General features: G+C 62.0%; 20 protein-coding genes. 9 read left to right on the top strand and 11 right to left on the bottom strand.

Going from position 1 to position 22,050, the window contains the following annotated elements; all coding sequences use genetic code 11:
- Nucleotides 1-114 precede the first annotated feature (114 nt).
- The gene (locus AC0ZT5_RS25255) at nucleotides 115-1,788 is read left to right on the top strand and encodes a type I secretion system permease/ATPase (RefSeq protein ID WP_488498652.1); all 1,674 of its coding nucleotides are present in this window, start codon (nucleotides 115-117) and stop codon (nucleotides 1,786-1,788) included.
- Nucleotides 1,788-3,152, top strand: a complete 1,365-nt coding sequence (locus AC0ZT5_RS25250; RefSeq protein WP_488498651.1) for an HlyD family type I secretion periplasmic adaptor subunit — start codon at nucleotides 1,788-1,790, stop codon at nucleotides 3,150-3,152. The genes AC0ZT5_RS25255 and AC0ZT5_RS25250 overlap by 1 nt, the downstream gene beginning before the upstream one ends.
- 134 nt (nucleotides 3,153-3,286) lie before the next feature.
- Here the strand turns inward: AC0ZT5_RS25250 and AC0ZT5_RS25245 are convergent, their stop codons facing one another.
- From AC0ZT5_RS25245 to AC0ZT5_RS25235, 3 genes are read right to left on the bottom strand one after another with little or no spacing between them, the layout of a single operon-like run.
- A complete protein-coding gene (locus tag AC0ZT5_RS25245; RefSeq protein ID WP_488498650.1) occupies nucleotides 3,287-3,937 on the bottom strand; it encodes a class I SAM-dependent methyltransferase in 651 nt (216 codons plus the stop codon).
- Nucleotides 3,937-6,000, bottom strand: coding sequence for a glycosyltransferase (locus AC0ZT5_RS25240; RefSeq protein WP_488498649.1), 2,064 nt, complete (start codon nucleotides 5,998-6,000; stop codon nucleotides 3,937-3,939). Before AC0ZT5_RS25240 ends, AC0ZT5_RS25245 begins: the two co-directional genes overlap by 1 nt.
- Nucleotides 6,001-6,014: 14 nt before the next feature.
- Nucleotides 6,015-6,704, bottom strand: a complete 690-nt coding sequence (locus AC0ZT5_RS25235; protein ID WP_488498648.1) for a TylF/MycF/NovP-related O-methyltransferase — start codon at nucleotides 6,702-6,704, stop codon at nucleotides 6,015-6,017.
- Between the two features lie 211 nt (nucleotides 6,705-6,915).
- On the opposite strand from AC0ZT5_RS25235, the gene AC0ZT5_RS25230 reads away from it, so the two are divergent.
- The 7 genes from AC0ZT5_RS25230 to AC0ZT5_RS25200 all read left to right on the top strand — a co-directional run bounded on the left by AC0ZT5_RS25230 (nucleotide 6,916) and on the right by AC0ZT5_RS25200 (nucleotide 13,733).
- The gene (locus tag AC0ZT5_RS25230; protein WP_488498647.1) at nucleotides 6,916-7,839 is read left to right on the top strand and encodes a class I SAM-dependent methyltransferase; all 924 of its coding nucleotides are present in this window, start codon (nucleotides 6,916-6,918) and stop codon (nucleotides 7,837-7,839) included.
- 60 nt (nucleotides 7,840-7,899) lie between these two features.
- Nucleotides 7,900-8,703: a sterol desaturase family protein gene (locus AC0ZT5_RS25225; protein ID WP_488498646.1), complete on the top strand. Its 804-nt coding sequence runs from the start codon at nucleotides 7,900-7,902 to the stop codon at nucleotides 8,701-8,703.
- Between the two features lie 350 nt (nucleotides 8,704-9,053).
- Nucleotides 9,054-9,752 (top strand): DUF2161 domain-containing phosphodiesterase, encoded by a 699-nt coding sequence (locus AC0ZT5_RS25220; protein ID WP_477288554.1) that lies wholly within the window; start codon nucleotides 9,054-9,056, stop codon nucleotides 9,750-9,752.
- 56 nt (nucleotides 9,753-9,808) lie between these two features.
- The gene (locus AC0ZT5_RS25215; protein WP_488498645.1) at nucleotides 9,809-10,237 is read left to right on the top strand and encodes a DUF930 domain-containing protein; all 429 of its coding nucleotides are present in this window, start codon (nucleotides 9,809-9,811) and stop codon (nucleotides 10,235-10,237) included.
- Between the two features lie 187 nt (nucleotides 10,238-10,424).
- Entirely contained in the window at nucleotides 10,425-11,084 is a 660-nt protein-coding gene (locus AC0ZT5_RS25210) for a TerC family protein (protein ID WP_478350674.1), read from the top strand.
- Nucleotides 11,085-11,231: 147 nt separating this feature from the next.
- A complete protein-coding gene (gene rimO / locus AC0ZT5_RS25205; protein ID WP_488498644.1) occupies nucleotides 11,232-12,545 on the top strand; it encodes a 30S ribosomal protein S12 methylthiotransferase RimO in 1,314 nt (437 codons plus the stop codon).
- A gap of 99 nt (nucleotides 12,546-12,644) precedes the next feature.
- Nucleotides 12,645-13,733, top strand: coding sequence for an acyltransferase family protein (locus AC0ZT5_RS25200; RefSeq protein WP_488498643.1), 1,089 nt, complete (start codon nucleotides 12,645-12,647; stop codon nucleotides 13,731-13,733).
- A gap of 48 nt (nucleotides 13,734-13,781) precedes the next feature.
- Here the strand turns inward: AC0ZT5_RS25200 and AC0ZT5_RS25195 are convergent, their stop codons facing one another.
- The 8 genes from AC0ZT5_RS25195 to AC0ZT5_RS25160 all read right to left on the bottom strand — a co-directional run bounded on the left by AC0ZT5_RS25195 (nucleotide 13,782) and on the right by AC0ZT5_RS25160 (nucleotide 21,989).
- The gene (locus AC0ZT5_RS25195; RefSeq protein ID WP_477288563.1) at nucleotides 13,782-14,849 is read right to left on the bottom strand and encodes a BMP family ABC transporter substrate-binding protein; all 1,068 of its coding nucleotides are present in this window, start codon (nucleotides 14,847-14,849) and stop codon (nucleotides 13,782-13,784) included.
- 50 nt (nucleotides 14,850-14,899) lie between these two features.
- Nucleotides 14,900-15,820 (bottom strand): ABC transporter permease, encoded by a 921-nt coding sequence (locus AC0ZT5_RS25190; RefSeq protein ID WP_488498642.1) that lies wholly within the window; start codon nucleotides 15,818-15,820, stop codon nucleotides 14,900-14,902.
- Nucleotides 15,820-16,950, bottom strand: coding sequence for an ABC transporter permease (locus AC0ZT5_RS25185; RefSeq protein WP_488498641.1), 1,131 nt, complete (start codon nucleotides 16,948-16,950; stop codon nucleotides 15,820-15,822). Before AC0ZT5_RS25185 ends, AC0ZT5_RS25190 begins: the two co-directional genes overlap by 1 nt.
- Nucleotides 16,947-18,524 (bottom strand): ABC transporter ATP-binding protein, encoded by a 1,578-nt coding sequence (locus AC0ZT5_RS25180; protein WP_488498640.1) that lies wholly within the window; start codon nucleotides 18,522-18,524, stop codon nucleotides 16,947-16,949. The genes AC0ZT5_RS25185 and AC0ZT5_RS25180 overlap by 4 nt, the downstream gene beginning before the upstream one ends.
- Before the next feature lie 133 nt (nucleotides 18,525-18,657).
- Complete coding sequence (locus AC0ZT5_RS25175) at nucleotides 18,658-19,638, bottom strand: quinone oxidoreductase family protein (RefSeq protein WP_488498639.1); 981 nt, start codon at nucleotides 19,636-19,638, stop codon at nucleotides 18,658-18,660.
- A 22-nt stretch (nucleotides 19,639-19,660) separates the two neighbouring features.
- On the bottom strand, nucleotides 19,661-20,467 hold the full coding sequence (pcsA, locus tag AC0ZT5_RS25170; RefSeq protein ID WP_488498638.1) for a phosphatidylcholine synthase: 807 nt from the start codon (nucleotides 20,465-20,467) through the stop codon (nucleotides 19,661-19,663).
- Complete coding sequence (locus tag AC0ZT5_RS25165; RefSeq protein ID WP_488498637.1) at nucleotides 20,464-21,078, bottom strand: DUF1326 domain-containing protein; 615 nt, start codon at nucleotides 21,076-21,078, stop codon at nucleotides 20,464-20,466. Before AC0ZT5_RS25165 ends, pcsA begins: the two co-directional genes overlap by 4 nt.
- A 14-nt stretch (nucleotides 21,079-21,092) precedes the next feature.
- Nucleotides 21,093-21,989 (bottom strand): DUF2182 domain-containing protein, encoded by an 897-nt coding sequence (locus AC0ZT5_RS25160; RefSeq protein ID WP_488498636.1) that lies wholly within the window; start codon nucleotides 21,987-21,989, stop codon nucleotides 21,093-21,095.
- Nucleotides 21,990-22,050: the final 61 nt, after the last annotated feature.

Raw genomic sequence — 22,050 nt, 5'->3', positions numbered from 1 at the left:
ATTCAGATACAGAACCGCGGCGGCTCCCGTCCTGCCCCAGCGGGATTGTCCGCGCCCAGCCGTGCGCTAAGGTCGTGCGCCGCGGCATTGGTTTGCGTCGCCGTTTTCTCGGGAATGATCAACCTGCTTGGTCTGACCGGCTCGCTCTACATGCTTCAGGTCTATGACCGCGTCCTGCCTTCGCACAGCATTCCGACCCTGACAGTGCTCTCGATCGCCATGGCGGGACTTTACATCGCCTATGGTCTGCTTGATCTCCTGCGGCTCAGGCTGCTTGCACGGATCGGCAGGCGTTTCGACACCAGCCTGCAGCCCGCTGTCTTTGCTCTCTCGGTCTCGCTCCCTCTCAGGTCCGGTCAGGAAGGCACACGGCTTCAGCCGATCGGCGATCTCGACCAGATACGCAGCTTCATCTCGGGATCGGGCCCGACAGCCTTCTTCGATCTGCCCTGGCTGCCCTTCTATCTGGTCGGCATTTTTTTCCTCCATCCGCTGCTGGGAGCGCTTGCGACGGCCGGCGCGATCGTGAGCGTCTTGCTGACCCTGGTTGCCGAAGGCTTAAGCCGAGGGCCCGCCAAACGGGCGATGGAATCGTCCATTTCCCGCAAGCAGCTTTCCGATGCCGGACGCCGGAACGCGGAGGTCGTTCGTGCACTTGGCATGGGACCTCGCATCAGCGGTCTCTGGCAGGGCCGGAGCGAAGCCTATCTTGCCAATCAGTTGCGCATTTCCGACGTTGTCGGCGCGACCGGGACCGTCTCGCGGACGTGGCGAATGATCCTGCAGTCGCTGATGCTCGGACTAGGCGCCTACCTGGTGATTGAAGGCGAGGCATCGCCTGGCATCATGATCGCGACGTCGATCATGCTCGCCAGGGCACTGTCGCCCGTCGATCTCGTCATTGCCAACTGGCGCCCATGGGTTTCCACCAGACAGAGCTATGGCCGGCTCAAGCAGATGCTGCGCAACGCCGATGCACAAGAAGCGCCTCTTACGCTTCCGCGGCCTCGGGAGACACTGTCGGTCGAGGCGGTCTCGGTTGGTGCTCCCGGCCAGCAAAAACCAATCATCCAGAATGTGGCGTTCTCGTTGCAGGCGGGAGCCGGGCTGGGCATCATCGGAGCAAGCGCGTCAGGCAAGTCCACGCTGGCGCGTGCGCTCGTCGGTGCATGGACCCCTCTCCGCGGCACTGTGCGTCTTGATGCGGCCGCACTCGATCAATTCGATGAAGAAGCGCTTGGACGCGACATCGGCTACCTGCCGCAGGACATCGAGTTGTTTGAGGGTACCGTTGCCGAGAACATCAACCGCTTCAACGCGAACGCGAGCGCGGATGCGGTTGTTGCGGCGGCCGAAGCTGCCGGGGTCAAACAGATGATTCTCCGGCTGAGCGACGGTTTCCAGACGCGCATCGGCGAAGGCGGCTCAGCACTTTCCGGAGGCCAGCGCCAGATGGTCGGTCTGGCGAGGGCATTGTATGGCGATCCGTTCCTCGTCGTTCTCGACGAGCCGAATTCCAATCTGGACGGCGAAGGCGACATCGCCCTGGGCGCAGCCATAAAGGGCGTGCGCGATCGAGGTGGCATCGTCGTCGTCATCGCACATCGGCCCGCGGCACTGGCGAATATCGATACCGTGTTGGTCATGGCCGGCGGAACGGTACAGGCGATGGGACCGCGGGACGAAGTGCTGGCAAAGATGACGCGCCCAGCCAATGTGCGGCCGGAACAGGCCCCGGGCGGCGAACGCGCACCAACTGTCGTCACCTTGCATGACAGGCGGCCATGATGAGCCTCGCACCCACGCAAACGGCCGACCTGACGCGTTCGCACGCAGCAACCCTGCCGGCATCGCAACTCTCGTCGATGCGTGGTGACGGAGTTCGATGGACCATTGGATCCGGCCTCGTCGTTGTCGCCGCACTTGTTGGCGGCATCGGCATCTGGGCCGGGACCACATCCCTTGCCGGTGCGGTCATCGCCAGCGGAACGGTGGTGGTGGAATCGAATGTGAAGAAGGTGCAGGAGCAGACTGGCGGTACCGTCCGCGAAATCCTTGTGCGAAATGGCGACAAGGTTACGGCCGGCCAGGTCCTGGTTCGCTTCGACGACACGGTGGCACGCGCAAATCTCGGCATCATTGGCCAGCAGCTGGACCGCGCGCGGCTGCAAATGACCCGCCTGGAGGCGGAGACCATTGGCCGCGACGAGATGATCATCCCGGACGATCTGTCCGCCCGCGCCAGCGATCCCGCAATGGCGATCCTCATTGCGGGTGAAAACGCGCTGCATCGAAGCAACATGACGCTTCTGGAAAGCCAGAAGGCGCAGCTTGGAACCCGCAACGATCAATATCGAGAACAGATCGAAGGCCTCAAGGCCCAGCGCGACGCGGCCCTCGAAGCTCTTGACCTGGCGACCAACGACCTCGTCATCATCCAGGATCTCTACGCCAAGAGGTTCGCATCGCTGGATCGCCTGACCGCTTTGAAAACGCAGACCATCCAGCAAAAAGGCGAGGCCGGAAGGCTCCTGGCCGCGATCGCCGAAGTGGAAGGGCGCATCAGCGAGAACGCGCTGGCCAGTATCCAGCTCGACAACGACTTCCGCAAAAGCGCCAACGCTGACCTGCGCGAGGCCGAAGGCAAGGAGGCCGAACTGGTCGAGCGCAAGCAGGTGGCCATGGACCAGCTGGACCATATGACGATAAAGGCCCCGCAATCAGGCGTCGTGCAGGAGCTTGCGATCCACACGGTTGGCGGCGTTGTCGCGTCTGGCGAGACCATGATGCTGATCGTGCCTCAGACGGACGATTTGGTGATCGATGCCCAGGTTCCGCCCTTGCGCATCGACGATGTCAGCCTTGGCCAGGCGGTCGTCATCCGCTTCTCGGCCTTCGACCGCAACACCACGCCGGAGTGTCACGGGACGGTCGATCGGATCTCCCCCGATCTGGTCAAGGACACAGCCAACCGGACGGCCTATTACGAGGCCCGCATCAACATTACAGACGAGGCGGTCTGCCTGAAAACGGCAACCCGGCTCATTCCGGGCATGCCTGCCGAATTGCATATCCAGACCGGCGACCGCACTGTCTGGTCTTATCTGATGAAACCCATCACCGATCAGCTCTCCCGGGCCTTCAGGGAATAATTGCCTGCAAGATCGCGGGCGCGGGTGCCTTCAGCTCGGACCGGCGTTAAGCGCGAAGCACCGAGCCAACAGTTGCTGACCGTTATGGATCCATGGGCCGCCCTGACGCAGACGCGTGAGCCCTTGAGCGGATTCTACCCCTGCCCTGTCAAGAGCGACTGACGTCTGCCCTGCGGCCGTTTTTCAAAGACGACAATGCTGTCATAGACACAGATTGAGTCTGTTGCATGGGTGAAGGCGTTCGGCGGCAAGGCGCCGCGCGCGTGATGCGCGTTGATCTCGTCGAGCTTTCCCTTGGCGAATTCCATGAACGATCCCGGCTTGCGCAGCCCTCCGCCATAGTCGTCCCAATAGCTCGTGTGCGTGTCCTCGACGAAGTAGATGCCGTTCGGCTGCACATGATGGTAAAGATGCTCGAAGGTCGCGATGACGTGATCCATCATGTGGCTGCCATCATCGATAACGATGTCGATGGGGCCATATTTCTCGACGATCCGATCGAGCAGTCGAGGGTCGTCCTGACTTCCAATGAAGACCTCGACCCCTTCGGACTCGTGCGCCTTGCATGCAGGATCGATGTCTACTCCGACGATTCGCGCGCCCTCGCCGAAATAAGCACGCCACATGTCGAGCGATCCGCCCTTGTAGACGCCGATTTCAACGACGACCGGCCTCCGGTTTCTGAACCGTTCGAAGTGGCGCTCGTAGACGTCGAAATAGTGCAGCCACTTGTAAATCTCCTTGCCGCTGTTGTTCAAAAAGTACTGATGCAGGAACCCGCCCATCATAGCCTCTTCATCAGCTTCGCAATTTGCCGCCGCCAGCCGCCTTGATTGTGCGAGCTGCCTTGATGGGGCCAACTGCCTTGATCGTGATTGTCACCCCCCTTGCCGACGAGGTTGGCCCTAATCCGCGCAAGCACCGGCTCCCATTCGTTTGCAACCAGGCCAAGCGCTTCGCCAAGGTTTGCCTCGATCTCGGCAAATTCCATGTTTGCAAAGCGTTGGCCGGCGTTGGCGATCCACGAACGATCGTATCTGCGCTTGCCGAAGCCGGACATGACAGTGAGCCCGGTCCAGGGCGTGGCAATGGTGAACACGTCGAGATCGGGGCGCAGCGTCTTGAGCGCCGGAACCAGTTTCCAGACGTCGCCGGTGTGGAATTGCGTCGTCGGCGGAACCCTTTGCGTCGCGTCGTCCAGGGCGGCGGTGTCGTGCACGAGCAGAACCGAGCCGGCGTCGCAGTAGCGTTCAAGGTTGGCAAAGTCGCGCAGCACCTGGTCGAACGTGTGCAGACCGTCGATGAACCCGACGCCGACCGGGCGGCCGGCAAGCAGGGCGTCCGCTCCACCGCGATCGAAGAAGGCGTCACTCGTCTCCGGAAAAATGTGCGTTTGCGCGCCGAGCGCCACCGTGGCGCGTGGATTGGGATCGATGCCTATTGCAAGGGCTGGTGCCTTGACCTTGGAAAGCGAGACGCCGTCAAAGACGCCTATCTCCACCACCACGGCGGGCTTCAGTTCCGCGTAAAGACGCTCCAGCCAGTCGTAGTAGGACGGCCCCGACATCCGCATACTGGCCAGCCCGGCATGGGCACCCACGCTGTCGGCGGCAAGCGCCAAAGCGTTGCGGTACTGAATGTCGGCGGTTTCGTTCTCGCCGATGACACGATGCGCATCGCCGATCGCCGTGAAATAGGCGGCATCCCGATGCTCATTGTACCGCGAAAGAAGGCCGGCGGACAAAAGCACGCGTGATGTTGCCAACTCGGCGGGTGCATGGCTGCTTGCCATGCGGGCGACGTCTGCCGCCGCCTTGTAATTCCCGCGCTCCAACTCGACCTTGGCCAACTCGACAAGCGCCGCGGCTGCCTGGTTGGTCGGCGCGGGTTCTTCCGACGGTTTCAGTTGCGCCCTGAAGCCCGCGGCCGTGGCTGGCCCGGCGCCGTGTGGAGACACAATCAGGGCGCGGGCAAGGTGCGGCGCAAGCGCTGGTGGCAGCGATCCCACGAACGCCGAGGGGGCGTGAAAGCTAAAGTCCGCGCGCCCCCTCAACGCGTCCCTTTCGGCCTTCCAGAGGAGCCAGTGTTTGGGCTGCTCGACGGTTGCGTTGGTGGCGACACCTCCGTGCAACTGGTGAAATGTAGCCTCTCCCAGGGTGAGGATGAGCTTTGCCCGCGGCATCTCCATCGCACGTTCGAGCGTATCGATGTTGACGAAGCCGCCTCCCGGGTAGGTGAAGCGCTCATCCATGCCACCGATTGCCTGCCAGCTCTCCCGGCTCATGAACAGGGCATTGGCTTCGGATATCGGCGTGAACCACGGATCGACCGACGACTCATCCATCGTCCCGATCTCGAACAGCCGATACCCATCTTCCGGCCATCGGATCGATTGCAAAAGCGAATCCTCGATGGCCTTCGTATAGCCATTGCTGCGGGCATTCACCTGGGTGTCGCTGCCAAGATACCAGCCAGGCGCGGCCACGACTGCCGTCGGAGCCATGCCCAGGCCGATGCGAGCGAAATGCACCAACCCGGGTGTCACGATCCGCGCGCCGTCGATCATCACGCCGATGTTGTCCCCCCTCGCCTCCCTTATCCCGCGATTGACGGCAGCCGCGGGCGACGGCAATGCGTCGTCGATGCGCAGCAGGCGAAAGTTCGGCCCATAGTCCGCAACCAGCCCCTCGCTAACGGCTGGTGACGATCCGTTGTCGACGACGATGACCTCGTAATCATCCGTCGTCACGTCTTGCTGGTAGGGCGTTGCGAGCGAACGCAAGGTTCGCGGCAGTTCTCGGGGAATGTTGTAAGCGACAACAACGACGGACAGGGTGTTCGTTTTCATCGCGATTCCGTGGCTCAGTTGTCAGCCATTGGCTTCTGCCACCAACCGCCCGTCCAGTCTATCTCGTGGATCTCGGCTTTGATGCCGTTGCGCGTGCGGTAGTCCTCGACCGCTTGCCGGCATGGCCCAAACGCCATGTCATCGATGATCGCGAACCCGCCGGGGGACAGCCTTGGGTAAATCGCTTCGAGGCTGTCCATCGTCGACTCGTACATATCGCCGTCCAGTCGGATCAGGGCGAATGGACCGGCTTTCAGGCCAGGCAAGGTGTCTCCGAACAGGCCTTTGACGAAGACCACCTGGTCGTCCAGGAGGTCATAGGCGGCGAAGTTGGATTCGACCTGTGCCTGATCAATCGCAAGCTGCCGGTATTCGTGCAACCTGTCACCCAGGTCGGCCGGAAAATTCTCGGGGTCCGGCGGTGGCAAACCGTCGAACGAGTCCGCGACATACACCTTCCTGTCCGTGATCCCGTTGGCGGCCAGCACGCCTTTCATCAGGATACAGCAGCCACCGCGCCAGACGCCGGTCTCGATCAAATCCCCGGGCACGTTTTCATCGATGACGCGCTGGACGAGGTCGCGGACATTTGTCAGGCGCCTGACGCCCGCCATCGAGTGAGCAACCGTCGGCCAATCGCGGCCCATGAGGCGATCCTCGCGATTGAACGGGGTCGACTCTCCGATTTTCGACGGATCGATCACCTGCGAACCAGAGCCGTAGATTGTGTTGGCGATGATCTTGATCAGGAGATCAGTATAGAGGCGGTTCATCGTCGACCTTTCAAGGCGCGCAACTGTTCATGGCGAAATACGCTGTTGCGGATATCCAGCCGAAGTGCAACAGGATTTGCGCGATCCAACCCGTCGCGCCATGCAAGCGAGCGGCGAATTATTGTCCAATGGGAGCCCCTGAATGCTAACCGCCAATCAAGCGATGGGCATGATCGAGAAGCTCGACATTGCTGTTTTCCAGGTCGATACCGGAAGCACGCTCAGTGACCGCACAAGTTTCCTGCGCGTGCAGAACTTCGCGCGATCGATGCTCGGCCGCTACGTCTATCTCGAGGTTGGCTCGGATATCGGCGGCAGCCTGCTGCCGCATTTGATCGATCCGGCCTGCGAGGCGGTGATATCGGTCGATCTGCGGCCGGCGACCCAGCCCGACGAACGTGCCGAGGTTTTTCACTACCCAGACAACACGGCGACCCGGATGGTCGCCTTGCTGTCGGACAAGCTTCCGCCCGACGCAATGGCCAAGCTGACCACCATCGATAGCGACGTTTCCGATGTTCCTCCCCAGTCGATCGAGCCCAAGGCGACGCTCGCGCTGATCGACGCGGAGCACACCAACACGGCCTGTTTTTCGGACTTTGTCGGCGTTCTCCGGCTTATGAAGCCGGACTGCATCATTTCCTTCCACGACGCCAACCTGATCGCGGACGCGATTGTCAATGCCGAGCGCTTTCTCGATCATCTCGGCATCGAGCATGAGACGGCGTTCCTTCCCGACACCGTGGCCGTGATGGGCCTCGGCAGGCTCGCATCCGCGGTCCGGGATCAGCTCCAGCCTCATGCCTTGGACCGGGAGACTTCCCTGGACCGCTGGCAACGGCAGCTATGGTCTCACATAGCCAGCGTGCACTCGCGGCAAAACGATGCCGAGCTGGAGCACCTGCGCTCGGACAATTCGCGGCTGGTCGAGGAGATTGAACATGCGCGAAAGGCAAGCCGGGACGCGCAGGCTCGCCAGGACGCCATAACCTCCAGCACGACCTGGCGTGCATCCGCCCCGGTAAGGGCGGTGGTCGATCGCATCAAACGCGGCTTTGCGCGTTAAACTAGCGAATCACCGGCTTTCCGCGGGTGACACGAAAGCCAGGGCGATAGAGGCGGGTGAATGGATATCTTTGGTATCAAGGCGCTGTTGATCTGCGCGCTGATCTTCATTCCGTTCGAACATCTTTTTGCCGAGCGGCCGCAAAAGATCCTCCGCGAGGGCTTTGCCGTCGATGTGATCTACCTTCTGTTCAACAGCTTCATCGTAAAGGCAGCCGTCGTTTTGATGGCGGCTGGTGTCCTCGGCCTCGCGGCAATGCTTGTCCCGCAATCGATAACGCAAGCGGTCGGCGGCCAGCCCGTCTGGCTGCAGGTTGCGGAAATTGTCCTGATCACCGATCTCGGCGTCTACTGGGCACATCGCGCCTTTCATAAAATCCCTGCGCTTTGGAAGTTCCATGCCATTCACCACGGCATCAAGGAGTTGGACTGGCTCGGTGCTTTCCACTCTCACCCGGTCGACATCATAGTCACGAAGGCAATATCGCTGACGCCGGTCTTTTTCCTTGGCTTCTCGGAAGCCTCGATCGCCATCTTTTCGGTCATCTATTTTTGGCACACGATGCTGGTCCATTCGAACATGCGGATTTCGTTCGGGCCCTTGAAGTGGCTGATCGCCAGCCCGCAGTTCCATCGCTGGCACCATGCCAATCAGCGCGAAGCCTATGACAAGAACTTCGCCGGGCAGTTGCCCTTCCTCGACGTGCTGTTCGGTACCTATAATGCTACCGGCAACAATGTGCCGGAGAAGTATGGCGTCGATGATCCGGTCCCTTCGACCTACTTTGGTCAGATCGGCTATCCGCTCCAGCCTCGCAGGCAGCGATCTAATCCAGCAGCACCGAGCACTGAAGCGGAAGGCTGACGTCGTAAGGCGTCGAGACAGGTTTGCCACCTTCGCGAGCGCCACTATGGTTCTTTGAAAGAGAAAACCCCACCGGCAGGGACCAGACGGGTCATCTTGGGAGGACGCGCAACGCTGCATTCGTCATTCGCGCAGTGGTTAATTATCGCGCGATTGCGACACTGATGCGACACAAGTGCATCAGTCGTCTCTAATGTTCGGACGACAGCGCCACCTTTTTCATGATCAAAGCCCGCGGTGCCGGGCTCGCAGGCTTCCATGTCCTCAACGGCTGTTCGGCAAAGGAGACCGTCTCCTGCTGTGCGCCGGCAGGAAGGCTTTTTGCGCCGAATCGGCTAAGTCTCCTGTGTATGAACGAGACCTCACTTTATGCGCCGGTGAAGCGGTTCCTCGAAGGCCTCGACTTCGTCGTGAAGGGTGAGATCGGTGGCTGCGACATCGTCGCGTTGCGCGACGGAGAGCCGCCCATCGTCGTCATCTGCGAGCTGAAGCTGCAGTTCAATCTTGAACTCGTGCTGCAGGGCGTGGACCGCGCGACGGCCTGCGACGAGGTGTGGCTGGCCGCGCGCATGTCGGCCCGGGGCAAGGGACGCGAAGGCGATGCGCGGTTTCGCAATCTCTGCCGCCGGCTTGGCTTCGGCCTGCTTGGCGTGACCGCGACCGACCGGGTCGAGGTGCTTCTCAGCCCGATCGCCGTGGCGCCGCGCAAGAATGCGCGGCGGCGCTCTCGCCTGGTCGACGAGCACCAGCGCCGTCGCGGCGATCCCGTTGCGGGAGGAGGATCGCGCAATCCTATCATGACCGCCTATCGCCAAAGCGCGCTTGCCTGCGCCGCCGCCATGGCGGATGGACCCAAGCGTCCGCGTGATCTGACGGCGCTGACGCCGATCGCGCCGAAGATTCTGCGGCACAATGTCTATGGCTGGTTCGCGCGCGTCGACCGCGGTCTCTACGATCTCACGGATGCCGGCCGTGCCTCGTTGATCCGTTGGCCGCAACCATCGCATGATGAATCTCGACACGCAATTTTGAACGAACCGGCCATTTGATTGAAGGGTCCTGCAGGCTTCGGGGCCCTCCCCTTGGTTGATTTTTCCGGTAAAATATGATGCTTGTCCCACCCATGAAGAAGCTCTGCATGATGGCCCTGGCGTCCGTGACACTGGGTTTTGTGTCCGTGACACTGGGTTTCCCGGCCAACGCAATGGACAATGCCTTGCGCGCCGGCCTGTTGAAACTCGACCCCCAAACCCGCCTTGAACAGCGTTGTGATGCCGAAGTCCTCGACCGGATCACCCATGACGATCGCAAGTTCAAGGCGGATCGCGTCGTTGCCTACGCCTTCGCGACGCCGGAGATGGGCGCCGATGCAATCAGAAGTCCGGGTGCTGCATTTCGCAGCAAGGGGCAATGGTACCGGTTGAAATTCAAATGCCAGACGGCGCCCGACCATATGGAAGTATTGCAGCTCCGCTATCGGATCGGCGACGAGATTCCGGAAGCCGAGTGGGCAAAGTATAATCTCTACGATTGATTGGCAGTCGGCGGCGGTGGTTCTGCCCGGCTACGGGCGCGTGCACCGGCTCCCTCAACGCGGCTTCAGTGCAAAGATGGTTTGATCACGTCGCCGTGAGTGATCCCTTGACGCCAAGGGACCACCAAGTTAGGGCCGTCCTGGATAATCGACGAACACTCGGCAAATCAGCAAGGGCTTCCGGTCGATGGACATTTTCAGCGCTGCCAGCCTGACCGCCCTGCTCCAGGTCATCGCCATCGACCTCGTGCTTGCTGGCGACAATGCGATCGTCATCGGCCTTGCCGCTGCCGGCCTGCCGGCCGAACAACGCAAGAAGGCGATCCTCATCGGCGTGCTGGCGGCAACGGTGCTTCGCATCGGTTTTGCCGCGGTTACCGTCAAGCTGCTGGCGATCGTCGGCCTGCTGCTGGCCGGCGGCATCCTGCTGCTGTGGGTCTGCTGGAAGATGTACCGCGAGCTGCGCACGTCGCATGCCGACGAGCTGGAAGCGACCGAGGCGCTGTCGAACTCCGATCTCAACAGCGACAAGATGGTCGCCGGCAAGACGAAGCGCAAGACGCTTGGCCAGGCAGCATTGCAGATCGTCGTCGCGGACGTGTCGATGTCGCTCGACAACGTGCTGGCGGTCGCGGGCGCTGCGCGCGATCATTTTCCGGTGCTGGTCATCGGCCTTGTGCTATCGATCGCACTGATGGGGCTCGCCGCGACTTTCATTGCCAAGCTGCTGCATCGCCACCGCTGGATCGCCTATATCGGCCTGCTGATCATTCTCTATGTGGCAGTGGACATGGTCTACCGTGGTGCGGTGGAAGTCTGGCCGCATGTAAACAACGTGGTCAGCTGAGGCGGCTGCCGGCTGCGTCTTCGATCCGGAAGAGCATGGACGCAAGCGCAGTCGCCGTGCGTTTTGCCGCATCGAAGGCGTGCCCATACCAATGCCGCAATAAGTGTGGTACTGCGCCGGCAATCCTGAAAAGCCCGGAAACCCTATATGTCCGCTCCTCGCGTGAGTTTTGTCAGTCTTGGATGCCCGAAAGCCCTTGTGGATTCGGAACGCATTATCACGCGCCTGCGCGCCGAGGGCTACGAGATCGCACGCAAGCATGACGGCGCCGACCTTGTCGTGGTCAACACCTGCGGCTTTCTCGATTCCGCCCGCGACGAGTCGCTCAATGCCATCGGCTCAGCGCTGTCGGAAAACGGCAGGGTCATCGTCACCGGCTGCCTTGGTGCGGAGCCGGACGTCATTCGCGAGAGGCACCCCAATGTGCTGGCGATCACCGGGCCGCAGGCCTATGAGAGCGTGATGGCCGCCGTGCATGAGGCGGCGCCCCCGTCGCACGATCCCTATATCGACCTGCTGCCGCCGCAAGGCGTCAAGCTGACCCCGCGCCACTACGCCTATCTCAAAATTTCCGAAGGCTGCAACAACCGCTGCACCTTCTGCATCATCCCGGCGCTGCGTGGGGATCTCGTCTCGCGGCCCGCGGCCGACGTGCTGCGCGAGGCCGAGAAACTGGCCAAGGCCGGCGTCAAGGAGATCCTCGTCATCTCGCAGGACACCAGCGCCTACGGCATCGACATCAAGTACCAGACCAGCATGTTCGGCGACCGCGAAGTGCGGGCGAAATTCCTCGATCTTTCCGAGGAACTGGGCAAGCTCGGCATCTGGGTGCGCATGCACTACGTCTACCCCTACCCGCATGTCGCCGATGTCATCCCGCTGATGGCCGACGGCAAGATCCTTCCCTATCTGGACATCCCGTTCCAGCATGCTTCGCCGCAGGTGCTGAAGAACATGCGCCGGCCCGCCCATGGTGAGAAGACGCTCGAGCGCATCCGCGGCTGGCGCGAGGTCTGCCCGGATCTCGCCATCCGCTCGACCTTCATCGTAGGCTTTCCCGGCGAAACGGACGAAGATTTCGAAATGCTGCTCGACTGGCTCGACGAGGCCAAGATCGATCGCGCCGGCTGCTTCAAATACGAGCCGGTCCGGGGCGCCCGCTCCAACGACCTCGGTCTCGAACAGGTCCCGCAGGAGATCAAGGAAGCGCGCTGGCACCGCTTCATGCAGCGCCAGCAGAAGATCTCGGCGACGCAGCTTGCCAAGAAGGTCGGCAAGCGCCTGCCGGTGCTAATCGATGAGGCGCACGGCACATCGGCAAAGGGCCGCACCAAATACGACGCGCCCGAGATCGACGGCTCGGTGCATATCCAGTCGCGCCGTCCGCTGCGTGCCGGCGACATCGTCACCGTCAAGATCGACCGCGCCGATGCCTATGACCTCTACGGTTCGGCGGTCTGACGCGGCCGTATTTACTACACCTGGCGATAGTTCAGCCCGCTTAACCCGTTCAGCCGCGATCCGCAGTATGGTTTCCAGACCGTAAATGCGGAAATTCGGATGGACGTCAGACCTGCCAGGCGGGACAACATCGCGACGCTGGACCTGCTCAGGCTGGCGGCGGCGCTGGCCGTCGTGCTGTTTCACTATTTCTTTCGCGGCGCGGCCGCCGAAGGCTTCCTTGGCGAGGCGTATCCACAAGCCGCACCGTTCGCCATCCATGGCTATCTCGGCGTCAATCTGTTCTTTCTGATCAGCGGTTTCGTCATTGCCTGGTCGGCGGAAAACCGGCGCTGGGAGCAGTTCGCGATCGCACGCTTCGTTCGCCTCTATCCGGGTTTCCTGCTCTGCATGACGATCACTTTCGCGACTGTCGTGCTTGCCGGCGCACCACTGCTTGCGGCCTCCTTCGCCCAGTATGCCGCCAATCTGTCGATGTTCGCGCCAGCCTTCGGCCAGCCCTTTATGGATGGCGTCTACTGGTCGATCGTTCTTGAACTGGCTTTCTACGGTTGGGTGACGCTGGCCCTGTTCACCGGGCTCTTCCAGAGACGCAAGCTGGAATTGATCTTCATCTGGCTGGCGATCTCGGCCTTGAACGAATTCTTCCTCGGCAGCGGCGCGGCAAGGCTGCTGTTCATCACCGAGTTCGCGCCGTTCTTCGCCGCCGGCGTGCTGGTCCACCACCTCCACGCACATGGCCGTTCCCTGCCCGCCTTGCTGCTGCTCGCGGCATCGTTCCTGATCTCATGCGGCACACTGTCCGTGACGCAGCACTGGATGCAGGATCACTATGGCATTGCCGTTTCGTCGGCCAATCTCGTCGTCGCCAATGTCGTCATGCACGCGGCCTTGATCGGCGCGGTCCTGTTGCGTCATCGTCTGCGATCCTCGGCGCTCACTCTGGCGCTGGGTGGGCTGACCTATCCGCTCATCGGCTACCTCGCCATCAATGCCGCAGCTCCGCTGGTCGGCAAATGGTTCGCTGCCCTTGGCTGCATCGCACTCATGCTTATTGTTTCGTGGGGGATCTGGAGCGCCTGCGAACGACCGGCTCAGCGGCTGCTCAGGATTTGGCTCGGCCGCGCGGTCGATGCCGGATTGGCGAGATTTCGTCACACCCAGGCCACGACGCAACCCGCCGAATGAAAAAGGGCGCCCTGCGGCGCCCCTTTCCTTTTCGGTCTCTCGCGCCGTTTACTGCGGCAGCTTGTCGTCGACACCCTTCACATAGAAGTTCATGCCGAGCAGCGTGCCGTCATCGGCGACCTCGCCATCCTTCAGCCACGGCGTGCCGTCCTGCTTGGCGACCGGTCCGGTGAAGGGGTTCCAGCCGCCGGCGATCTTCTTCTCGGTGGCTTCGGCCATCGCCTTCACGTCGTCGGGCATGTTGGTGAAGGGGGCGAGCTTGACCGCGCCGTCCTTGATGCCGAGCCAGACATTGTCCGGCTTCCAGGTGCCGTCGAGGGCCGCCTGGACCCGGCTGATGTAGTATGGACCCCATTCGTCGGTGAGCGAGGTCAACTGCGCGTTCGGTGCGAACTTGATCATGTCCGAGGACTGGCCGAAGCCGTGCAGCTTGCGTTCCTCGGCCACCTGCAGGGCAGCCGTCGAATCGGTATGCTGGACGATGATGTCGGCGCCCTGGTCGAACAGCGCCTTGGCGGCGTCGGCTTCCTTGCCCGGGTCGAACCACGAATTCACCCAGACGATCTTGGCCTTGAAATTCGGGTTGATCGACTGTGCGCCGAGCATGAAGGAATTGATGCCCATCACCACTTCGGGGATCGGGAAGGAAACGATGTAGCCGGCGACGCCGGCCTTGGATTCCTTGGCGGCGATCTGGCCGAGCACATAGCGGCCTTCATAGAAACGCGCATTGTAGATGCCGAGATTGTCACCGGTCTTGTAGCCGGTTGCGTGCTCGAACATCACCTTCGGGAATTTCTTGGCGACCTTCACTTCCGGGTCCATGAAGCCGAAGGAGGTGCCGAAGATGATCTTGCAGCCTTCGCGCGCCAGACGCTCGAAAGCACGGTCGGCATCGGGGCCTTCGGAGACGTTTTCGAGATAGGCGGTTTCGACCTTGTCGCCGAGCGCCTTCTCCACCTCGAGACGGCCCTGGTCGTGCTGGTAGGAATAGCCGAAATCACCGATCGGGCCGGTGTAGACCCAGCAAGCCTTCAATTTGTCGGCTGCCTCTGCGGACGCCGCCAGCGAAACTGCCGCTGTCGTGGTCATCAGGGCAATAAGCAGTTTTTTCATTGTGTTACCTCTCTGTGTTAAGCCTTGGAGCTTCCCGTTTGTTTTTATTGTCAACGATCCGGAACGAATGGCTGCCCCAAGGAAGCCGGTGTGTTCATCATCGTCAGACGCTTGTTGCGCGAGATTAGAACGAGAACCACGACGGTTGCCAGATAGGGTAGCGAAGAAAGAAACTGTGACGGCACTGGAATGCCAAAAGCCTGTGCATGAAGCTGGCCGATCCACACCGCGCCGAAGATGTAGGCGCCGGCCAGCACCCGCCATGGCCGCCACGACGCGAACACCACCAGCGCCAGCGCGATCCAGCCGCGGCCGGCTGTCATGTTCTCGACCCATTGCGGCGTGTAGACAAGCGAGAGGTGGCCGCCGGCCAGACCGGCACAGGCGCCGCCGAAGATCACCGCGAGATAACGATAGCGGATGACCTGGATGCCCAGCGCATGGGCCGACGTATGGCTGTCGCCGATCGAGCGCAGCGTCAGTCCGGTCCGGGTCTTGAACAGGAACCACATGACGGCTGCTGTCAGCGCGATCGAGATGTAAAAGATCGGATCCTGTCCGAACAGCAATCTGCCAACGACAGGGATCGAGGTCAGGCCGGGGATGTCGAGGTTGGGCAGCCGTTCGCCGGGCTGGCCGACAAAGCTCGTCCCCATCATGCCGGAAAGGCCGAGGCCGAGCAGCGTCAGCGACAGGCCCGTCGCCACCTGGTTGGTGGCCAGCGACAGCGTCATGACGGCAAACAGCAGCGAGAACACCGCCCCCATGACGATCGCCGCCAGGAGGCCGATCCAGGGTGATCCGGTGAGATAGCTGGCGCCGAAGCCGCCAACGGCACCCATGATCATCATGCCTTCGACGCCGAGATTGAGCACGCCGGAGCGCTCGACCACCAGTTCGCCGATCGCGGCGATCAACAGCGGCGTTGCCGCCGTGGCGATGGTCAGAAGGATGTTTATGGTGATGTCCATCAACGGGCTTCCTTCAACTTTGGCGCGGCTTCAAGCTTCGCAGCACTTTCCGATTTGGTCAGCGCCAGGCCGATCAGGCGAATGCGGTAGTGAATGAGCGTGTCGCAGCCGAGCACGAAGAACAGCAGCATGCCCTGGAACACCCGCGCCACCTTGTCGGAGATGCCGAGCGCGCTTTGCACCGCTTCACCGCCGAGATAGGTCAGCGCCAGCACCAGGCCGGCGGCGACGATGCCAAGTGGATTGAGGCGGCCAAGGAACGCCACGATGATGGCGGTGAAGCCGTAACCGGGCGAAATGACAGGCTGCAGCTGGCCGATGGCGCCCGAGACTTCCGAGATGCCGGCAAGGCCCGCCAGGGCACCCGACAGTAGGAAGGCGAAGAACACCATGCGGTTGAGGCCGAAGCCGGCGAAGCGCCCTGCCCGCGGGCTTGAGCCCAGCACGCGGACTTCAAAACCCTTCAGCATGCGGCTCATCAGGATCCAGACCAGCACCGCGGCGACCAGCGCGAAGACAAATCCCCAGTTTGCCCGTCCGGCATCCGGCATCAGCTCCGGCAGTACGGCGGAGTCGTTGAACTGAATGGTCTGCGGGAAACCATGGCCCTGGGGGTCGCGCCATGGTCCGCGCACCAGCCAGTCGAGGAAGAGCTGGGCGACATAGACCAGCATCAGGCTGGTCAGGATCTCGTTGGTGCCGAAGCGCGTCTTGAGCAGAGCCGGGATCGCCGCATAGGCTGCACCGCCGATCATGCCGAGCAGGAGTATCAGCGGCAGCACCAGCGGGCCTTCGAACTGCGGAAACAGCACCGGAATGATCGAGCCGACAATACCGCCCAGGATGAACTGGCCTTCGGCGCCGATGTTCCAGATGTTGGCCTTGTAGCAGACCGACAGGCCGACGGCGATCAGGATGAGCGGCGCCGCCTTGATCGCCAGTTCATGCAGCTGCCAGACCTGGCTGACCGGCTCGATGAAGTAGATCCGGAAAGCGGTCAACGGGTTGACGCCCAGCAGCGCGAACATGATGGCGCCGGCGATGATCGTCAGGGCGAAAGCGAGGAAGGGCGACAGGGCCGAGAACAGCACGGAGCGCTGCGGGCGTTTGACGAGTTCGAGGCGCATCATGCCGTCTCCAGCGTATGTTCGGCGTGGCCGGGCTCGGCGCCGCCCATCAGCAAGCCGACCTTCTCGAAGGTCGCTTCGGCGATCGGCAACGGCTTGGACAGCTCGCCATTGTGCATGACCGCGATCGCATCCGATATCTCGAACAGCTCGTCGAGATCCTGGCTGATCACCAGTACCGCCGATCCGCTGCGCGACAGTTCGATCAACGCCTGGCGGATGTGAGCGGCGGCACCGGCGTCGACACCCCAGGTCGGCTGGTTGACCACCATGACGCTTGGCCGGCGGTCGAGTTCACGGCCGACGATGAATTTCTGCAAATTGCCGCCCGAAAGTGCCGCGGCCTCCGGATCCGGCGCGCTCTTGCGCACGTCCATCGCCACGATGATGCGTTGGGCGGCGGTGTAGATGGCAGCGCTCTTGACCATCCCGCCGGCGCCGACAAACGCCTTGCCGTCGGTGGCGTGTCGTGACAGCAGCAGGTTCTCGGAAAGCTTCATGCGCGGCGCGGCACCGTGGCCGAGGCGCTCTTCCGGCACGAAGGCAGCGCCCAGCAACCGACGTCCGGTGATGGTGAGGCCACCCGCGTCCTTGCCACGGATGCGCACGGAAGCGGCATCCTGCTGCAACACCTCGCCCGAGACGGATTCGAAGAATTCGCCCTGGCCGTTGCCGGCGACACCGGCAATACCGATCACCTCGCCGGCGCGGACGTTAAGGCTGATGCCCTTGAGCGGTATGGAGAACGGCGTTGCCGGCTTGCGGGTGAGGTTGCGTATCTCGAGAAGCGGCTGCGCCTTGTCGATCCCCTCGACCGGCGCACGCACCACGGCCTGCACTTCGTTGCCGACCATCATGCGGGCCAGCGACGAGGCTGTTTCCTCGCGCGGATTGCAGTGGCCGACCACCTTGCCATGCCGCAACACGGTGGCGCGGTCGCAGATGCGTTTGACCTCTTCAAGCCGGTGCGAAATGTAGAGGATGGATTTGCCTTCCGAGCGCAGGCGCTCCAGCGTCTCGAACAGCTTGTCGGCCTCCTGCGGCGTCAGCACCGAGGTCGGCTCGTCCAGGATGATGAGCTGTGGCGTTTGCAGAAGGCAGCGGATGATCTCGATGCGTTGCCGTTCGCCGACCGACAGGTCGCCAACCAGCGATTCCGGATCGAGCGGCAGGCCGTAGCTGTAGGAAAGCGCCCTCGCCTTCGCCGCGATGCTGCTGATCGGCGAACCGTCATCCAGCGACAGCGCGATGTTCTCGGCCGCGGTCAGCGCCTCGAACAGCGAGAAGTGCTGGAACACCATGCCGATGCCGAACTTTTTCGCCGCGCCAGGGCTGGAAATCCTGACCGCCTGGCCGTTCCAGAAAATCTCGCCGGAATTGGGCTCCAGCGAACCGAACAGCATCTTGACCAGCGTCGACTTGCCGGCGCCGTTTTCGCCGAGCAAAGCGTGGATTTCACCCCTAGCGATGTCGAGATCGATATGATCGCACGCCGTCAGGGTGCCGAATATCTTGGTAAGACCACGGACCTCGAGCAGGTTCGTGCCGTCCTGATTTGCACTCACAGTGCCTCCCATCTGGTTAGCCAGATATGTTCTGTGTTCCCGCAAGCATGGTAGGCGCGGCCTGCTCTCATCGGAAAGCGGCACGCGTCTTGAAAGAGCTTCAAGAATTTCAGCGGAAATTCAACGGATAGCAAGGCAGAAGGGACTAAGGGATGAGAATGGTGGTCCCTGTTGTCCTGCGGCCCTCGAGGTCGGAATGCGCCTTGCCGGCGTCCTTGAGTGCGTAACGCTGGTTGATCTTGATCTCGACGGCGCCACTGAGCACGACCTCGAACAGGGCCGCGGCGGAGGCCTCGAGGTCCTCGCGTTTCGCATTGTAGACGAACAAGGTCGGCCTTGTGGCGAACAGCGAGCCCTTCTGGGCCAGCAATGACATGCTGAACGGCGGGATCGATCCCGAGGACTGGCCGAAGCTGACGAACATGCCGAGCGGCTTGAGGCAATCGAGCGACGCTGGAAACGTGTCGTTGCCGACCGAATCGTAGACGACGTCGCATTTCCCGCCGCCGGTGATGGCCGCCACGCCGGCAACGAAATCCTGCTCCTTGTAGTTGATGACGTGATCGAAGCCGTGCGCCTTGGCGAGCTCGATCTTGTCGGCTGAGCTGGCCGTGCCGATGACGGTCGCGCCGAGATAGCTAGCCCATTGCCCGAGGATCAGCCCAACGCCGCCGGCGGCGGCATGAAACAGAATCGTGTCGCTTGCCTTCACCTTGAAGGTGCGCCGCAGCAGATACTCGGCGGTCATGCCTTTCAGCATCATCGCGGCCGCCTGTTCGTCGCTGATGCCGTCCGGCACCTTGACCACGTGGCCGGCCGCAATGACGCGTTGCTCGGCGTAGGCGCCGCCGACATTCGTCGCATACGCAATGCGGTCGCCCGGCTTCAGCCAGTCGACGTCCTGGCCGACTTCCAGCACCACGCCTGCAGCCTCGCTGCCCGGAACCAGGGGGAATCCGCCAGGCGGCGGATAAAGGCCCGTGCGGTGATAGACATCGATGAAATTGAGGCCGATCGCCGTATGCCGGATCAGGATCTGCCCTGAACCCGGACGGCCGGGATCGGTGTCCTCATAGGCCAGGACTTCCGGGCCACCATTGGCGTGGATTCGGATCGCTTTGGACATGGGCTAAACTTCCTTGGGCTGATCAGGTTTTTTTGGCACCGAGATTTGGAAAGAACTGCATGACGCCACCGATGCAGGCAAGGTAGAGCCCGGTAATTGAGATGCCGATCTTGGTGAAGGTGCTGACCTGTTCGCCCAGCACGCCGATCTGATCGTAGAAGGCAGCGAGTGCCGCCTGCGCCAGCGCCAGCGCGCCGAAAGCGCACCACAAAAGCGTCATCGCGAGATTGATGCGCCGCAGCCGCACCACCCGCACCGGGTGGATGAAATTGATCGGCACGAAAGTCAGAATGCCGGCCACCACCACCACCGCGAACGAAACCCATTGTCCCGGCTCGATGACGAACAGCGTGAACACCACCATGTTCCAGACCACGGGGAATCCCTTGAAGAAATTCTCCTTCGTCTTCATGCCGGTGTCGGCGTAGTAGATGGCACTGGAGACGACGATGATCGCCGCCGACAGGAACGACAGTCCCTCGCCCATGAAGCCGCGCTGATAAAGCGCGAAGGCCGGGATCAGGACATAGGTCACGTAGTCGATGATGTTGTCGAGCATTTCGCCCGACCAGGTCGGCAAGATCTCCTTGACCTCGAGCTTTCTGGCGATCGGCCCGTCGATGCCGTCGACAAACAAGGCCAGTCCGAGCCACCAGAACATCGCGGTCCAGCGCTCTTCGCTCGCGGCCACCAGCGACAGGAAGGCCAGGAACGAGCCCGAGGCGGTCAGCAGATGGACGGAGAACGCCCTCGCCTGCGGCCAGGTGACTTTCTTCTTCGGTCGCGGAATCCGGTCCCTGATCTTCTTGGCCGTTGTGTTCTTGCTCACGGGCCCCGCCAATCCAGCTTGCAGATTTCGGCCGACCGGCCGGCGAAATTCCAGTTTCGGCCGAAAGCCCGCATCTTGCTCTTGTCGGACCTGGCAACGATGATCTCAGGTGCGATCCAGTATTCCGAATTGCTGATCACCGTATCCTTGTCTCGGTCCTTGCCGGGGATCGGCGTTACCGCCCCGTCGATGATCTTCGGTATCTGGAAGATGCGTGTCCTGTCACGCGTCTCATAGGTGATCGGCACTTGTTCGACACCGAGGAATTTGCCGACAAGGATGGAAAGCAACGAGGTGGTCCCGCCCGCCTTGCCGGTGAAAATCTTGGCCAGCGCCTTGACCGCATAGACCGATGCGCGCTTGTCGATGAACAGGCCGGCGGTCCAGTTGCCGCGGCTCATATAGCCGGGGATTTCCATGATCAGTCCGAGATTGAGCCCCGACAGGTCGACCTCGCCGAAATGGCCGGCGTCGATGCGGAAGCCGGCCCAGGTCTGGCAATAGCCTTCGGTCGGCGGATGACTGCCGAGCGACAGCACGCAAGGGCAAAAAACCGTGCAATTGCAGGAGAGTACGAGCTCTCCTTTCATCGCCCAGCTCTGGTCTGACATCGATTTTCCCCCACTCATCGCGAGACTACTAGCAGCGCTGCTGCCCAGACAAGCAGTATCGCACCGGCCAGCCGGGTTGGAACCCTGCTCGCCGTCTGTTTTTCGATCAGGGTGAACAGCCCGATCAACGCCATCCAGAAGACGTTCATCACCCCGACGGCGAACATCACCAGCATCAACGCCCAGCAGCAGCCGAAGCACCACAGGCCTTGCGCGACGCCAAGCCGGAAGACGCGGACGGGCCTCGCGCTCCAGTTCGCAAACAGGATCGAGAAAGGGTTCCTGCATTTCTTCAGGCAGGCTTCCTTCAGGCCGGTGAATTGGTAGAGGCCCGCAATCAGCAGAGCGAGCGCGCCGGCAATACCGACGACGGGGTCGAGCATCCCGCTGGGCGAGCCGGATGCATGAATGGCCAAGGTCAGCACCGCGAACATCATCGAGGCAGCGAGCCAGACATTGAGGTAGCCGGCAACCAGCACCAGTGGATGGACGACCGGCTCGCCCTTGATGCGAGCCGTATCGGCGATCTCGCAATAGGTGCGGACCATCGGTGCGGCCGAAGGCAGCATGGTGGCGATCGCCATCAGGAACCACATCAGGATGAGTGCGCCGGCTTTGAGGCCGAGGCTTCCGTCGAGCGGCGCCGGCGACAGGCAGAGCGCGAAGAACCGCTCCAGGAAATCCGGCAGCGGCAGCCGCGGCAGGTTGCGCAGAAGCGCGTCGCCAGGGGCGCTGACGCCGGCAATCCGCCCTTCGGCGCTGCGGATTGCCATCGCGGCAAGCAACAGCCAGGCAAGCAGGATACAGGCGCCGACAACGACGTTCACCGTCACGCGGGGACTGCGGGCGATGTTCGCCATGGCGCGGCCGGCGCGGTCGAGATGGCTGAAGTCGTCTTGCTGGCCGGTCATGACATCCGAATGAGCCGAATCGCCGCGTTGATCAAGCGGCATGAATTGACCTATATGCTGG

Source organism: Mesorhizobium sp. CNPSo 4670, assembly GCF_057784235.1.
The sequence above is the reverse complement of the archived record's forward strand: the minus strand, read 5'-3'. Positions and strand labels throughout refer to the sequence as shown.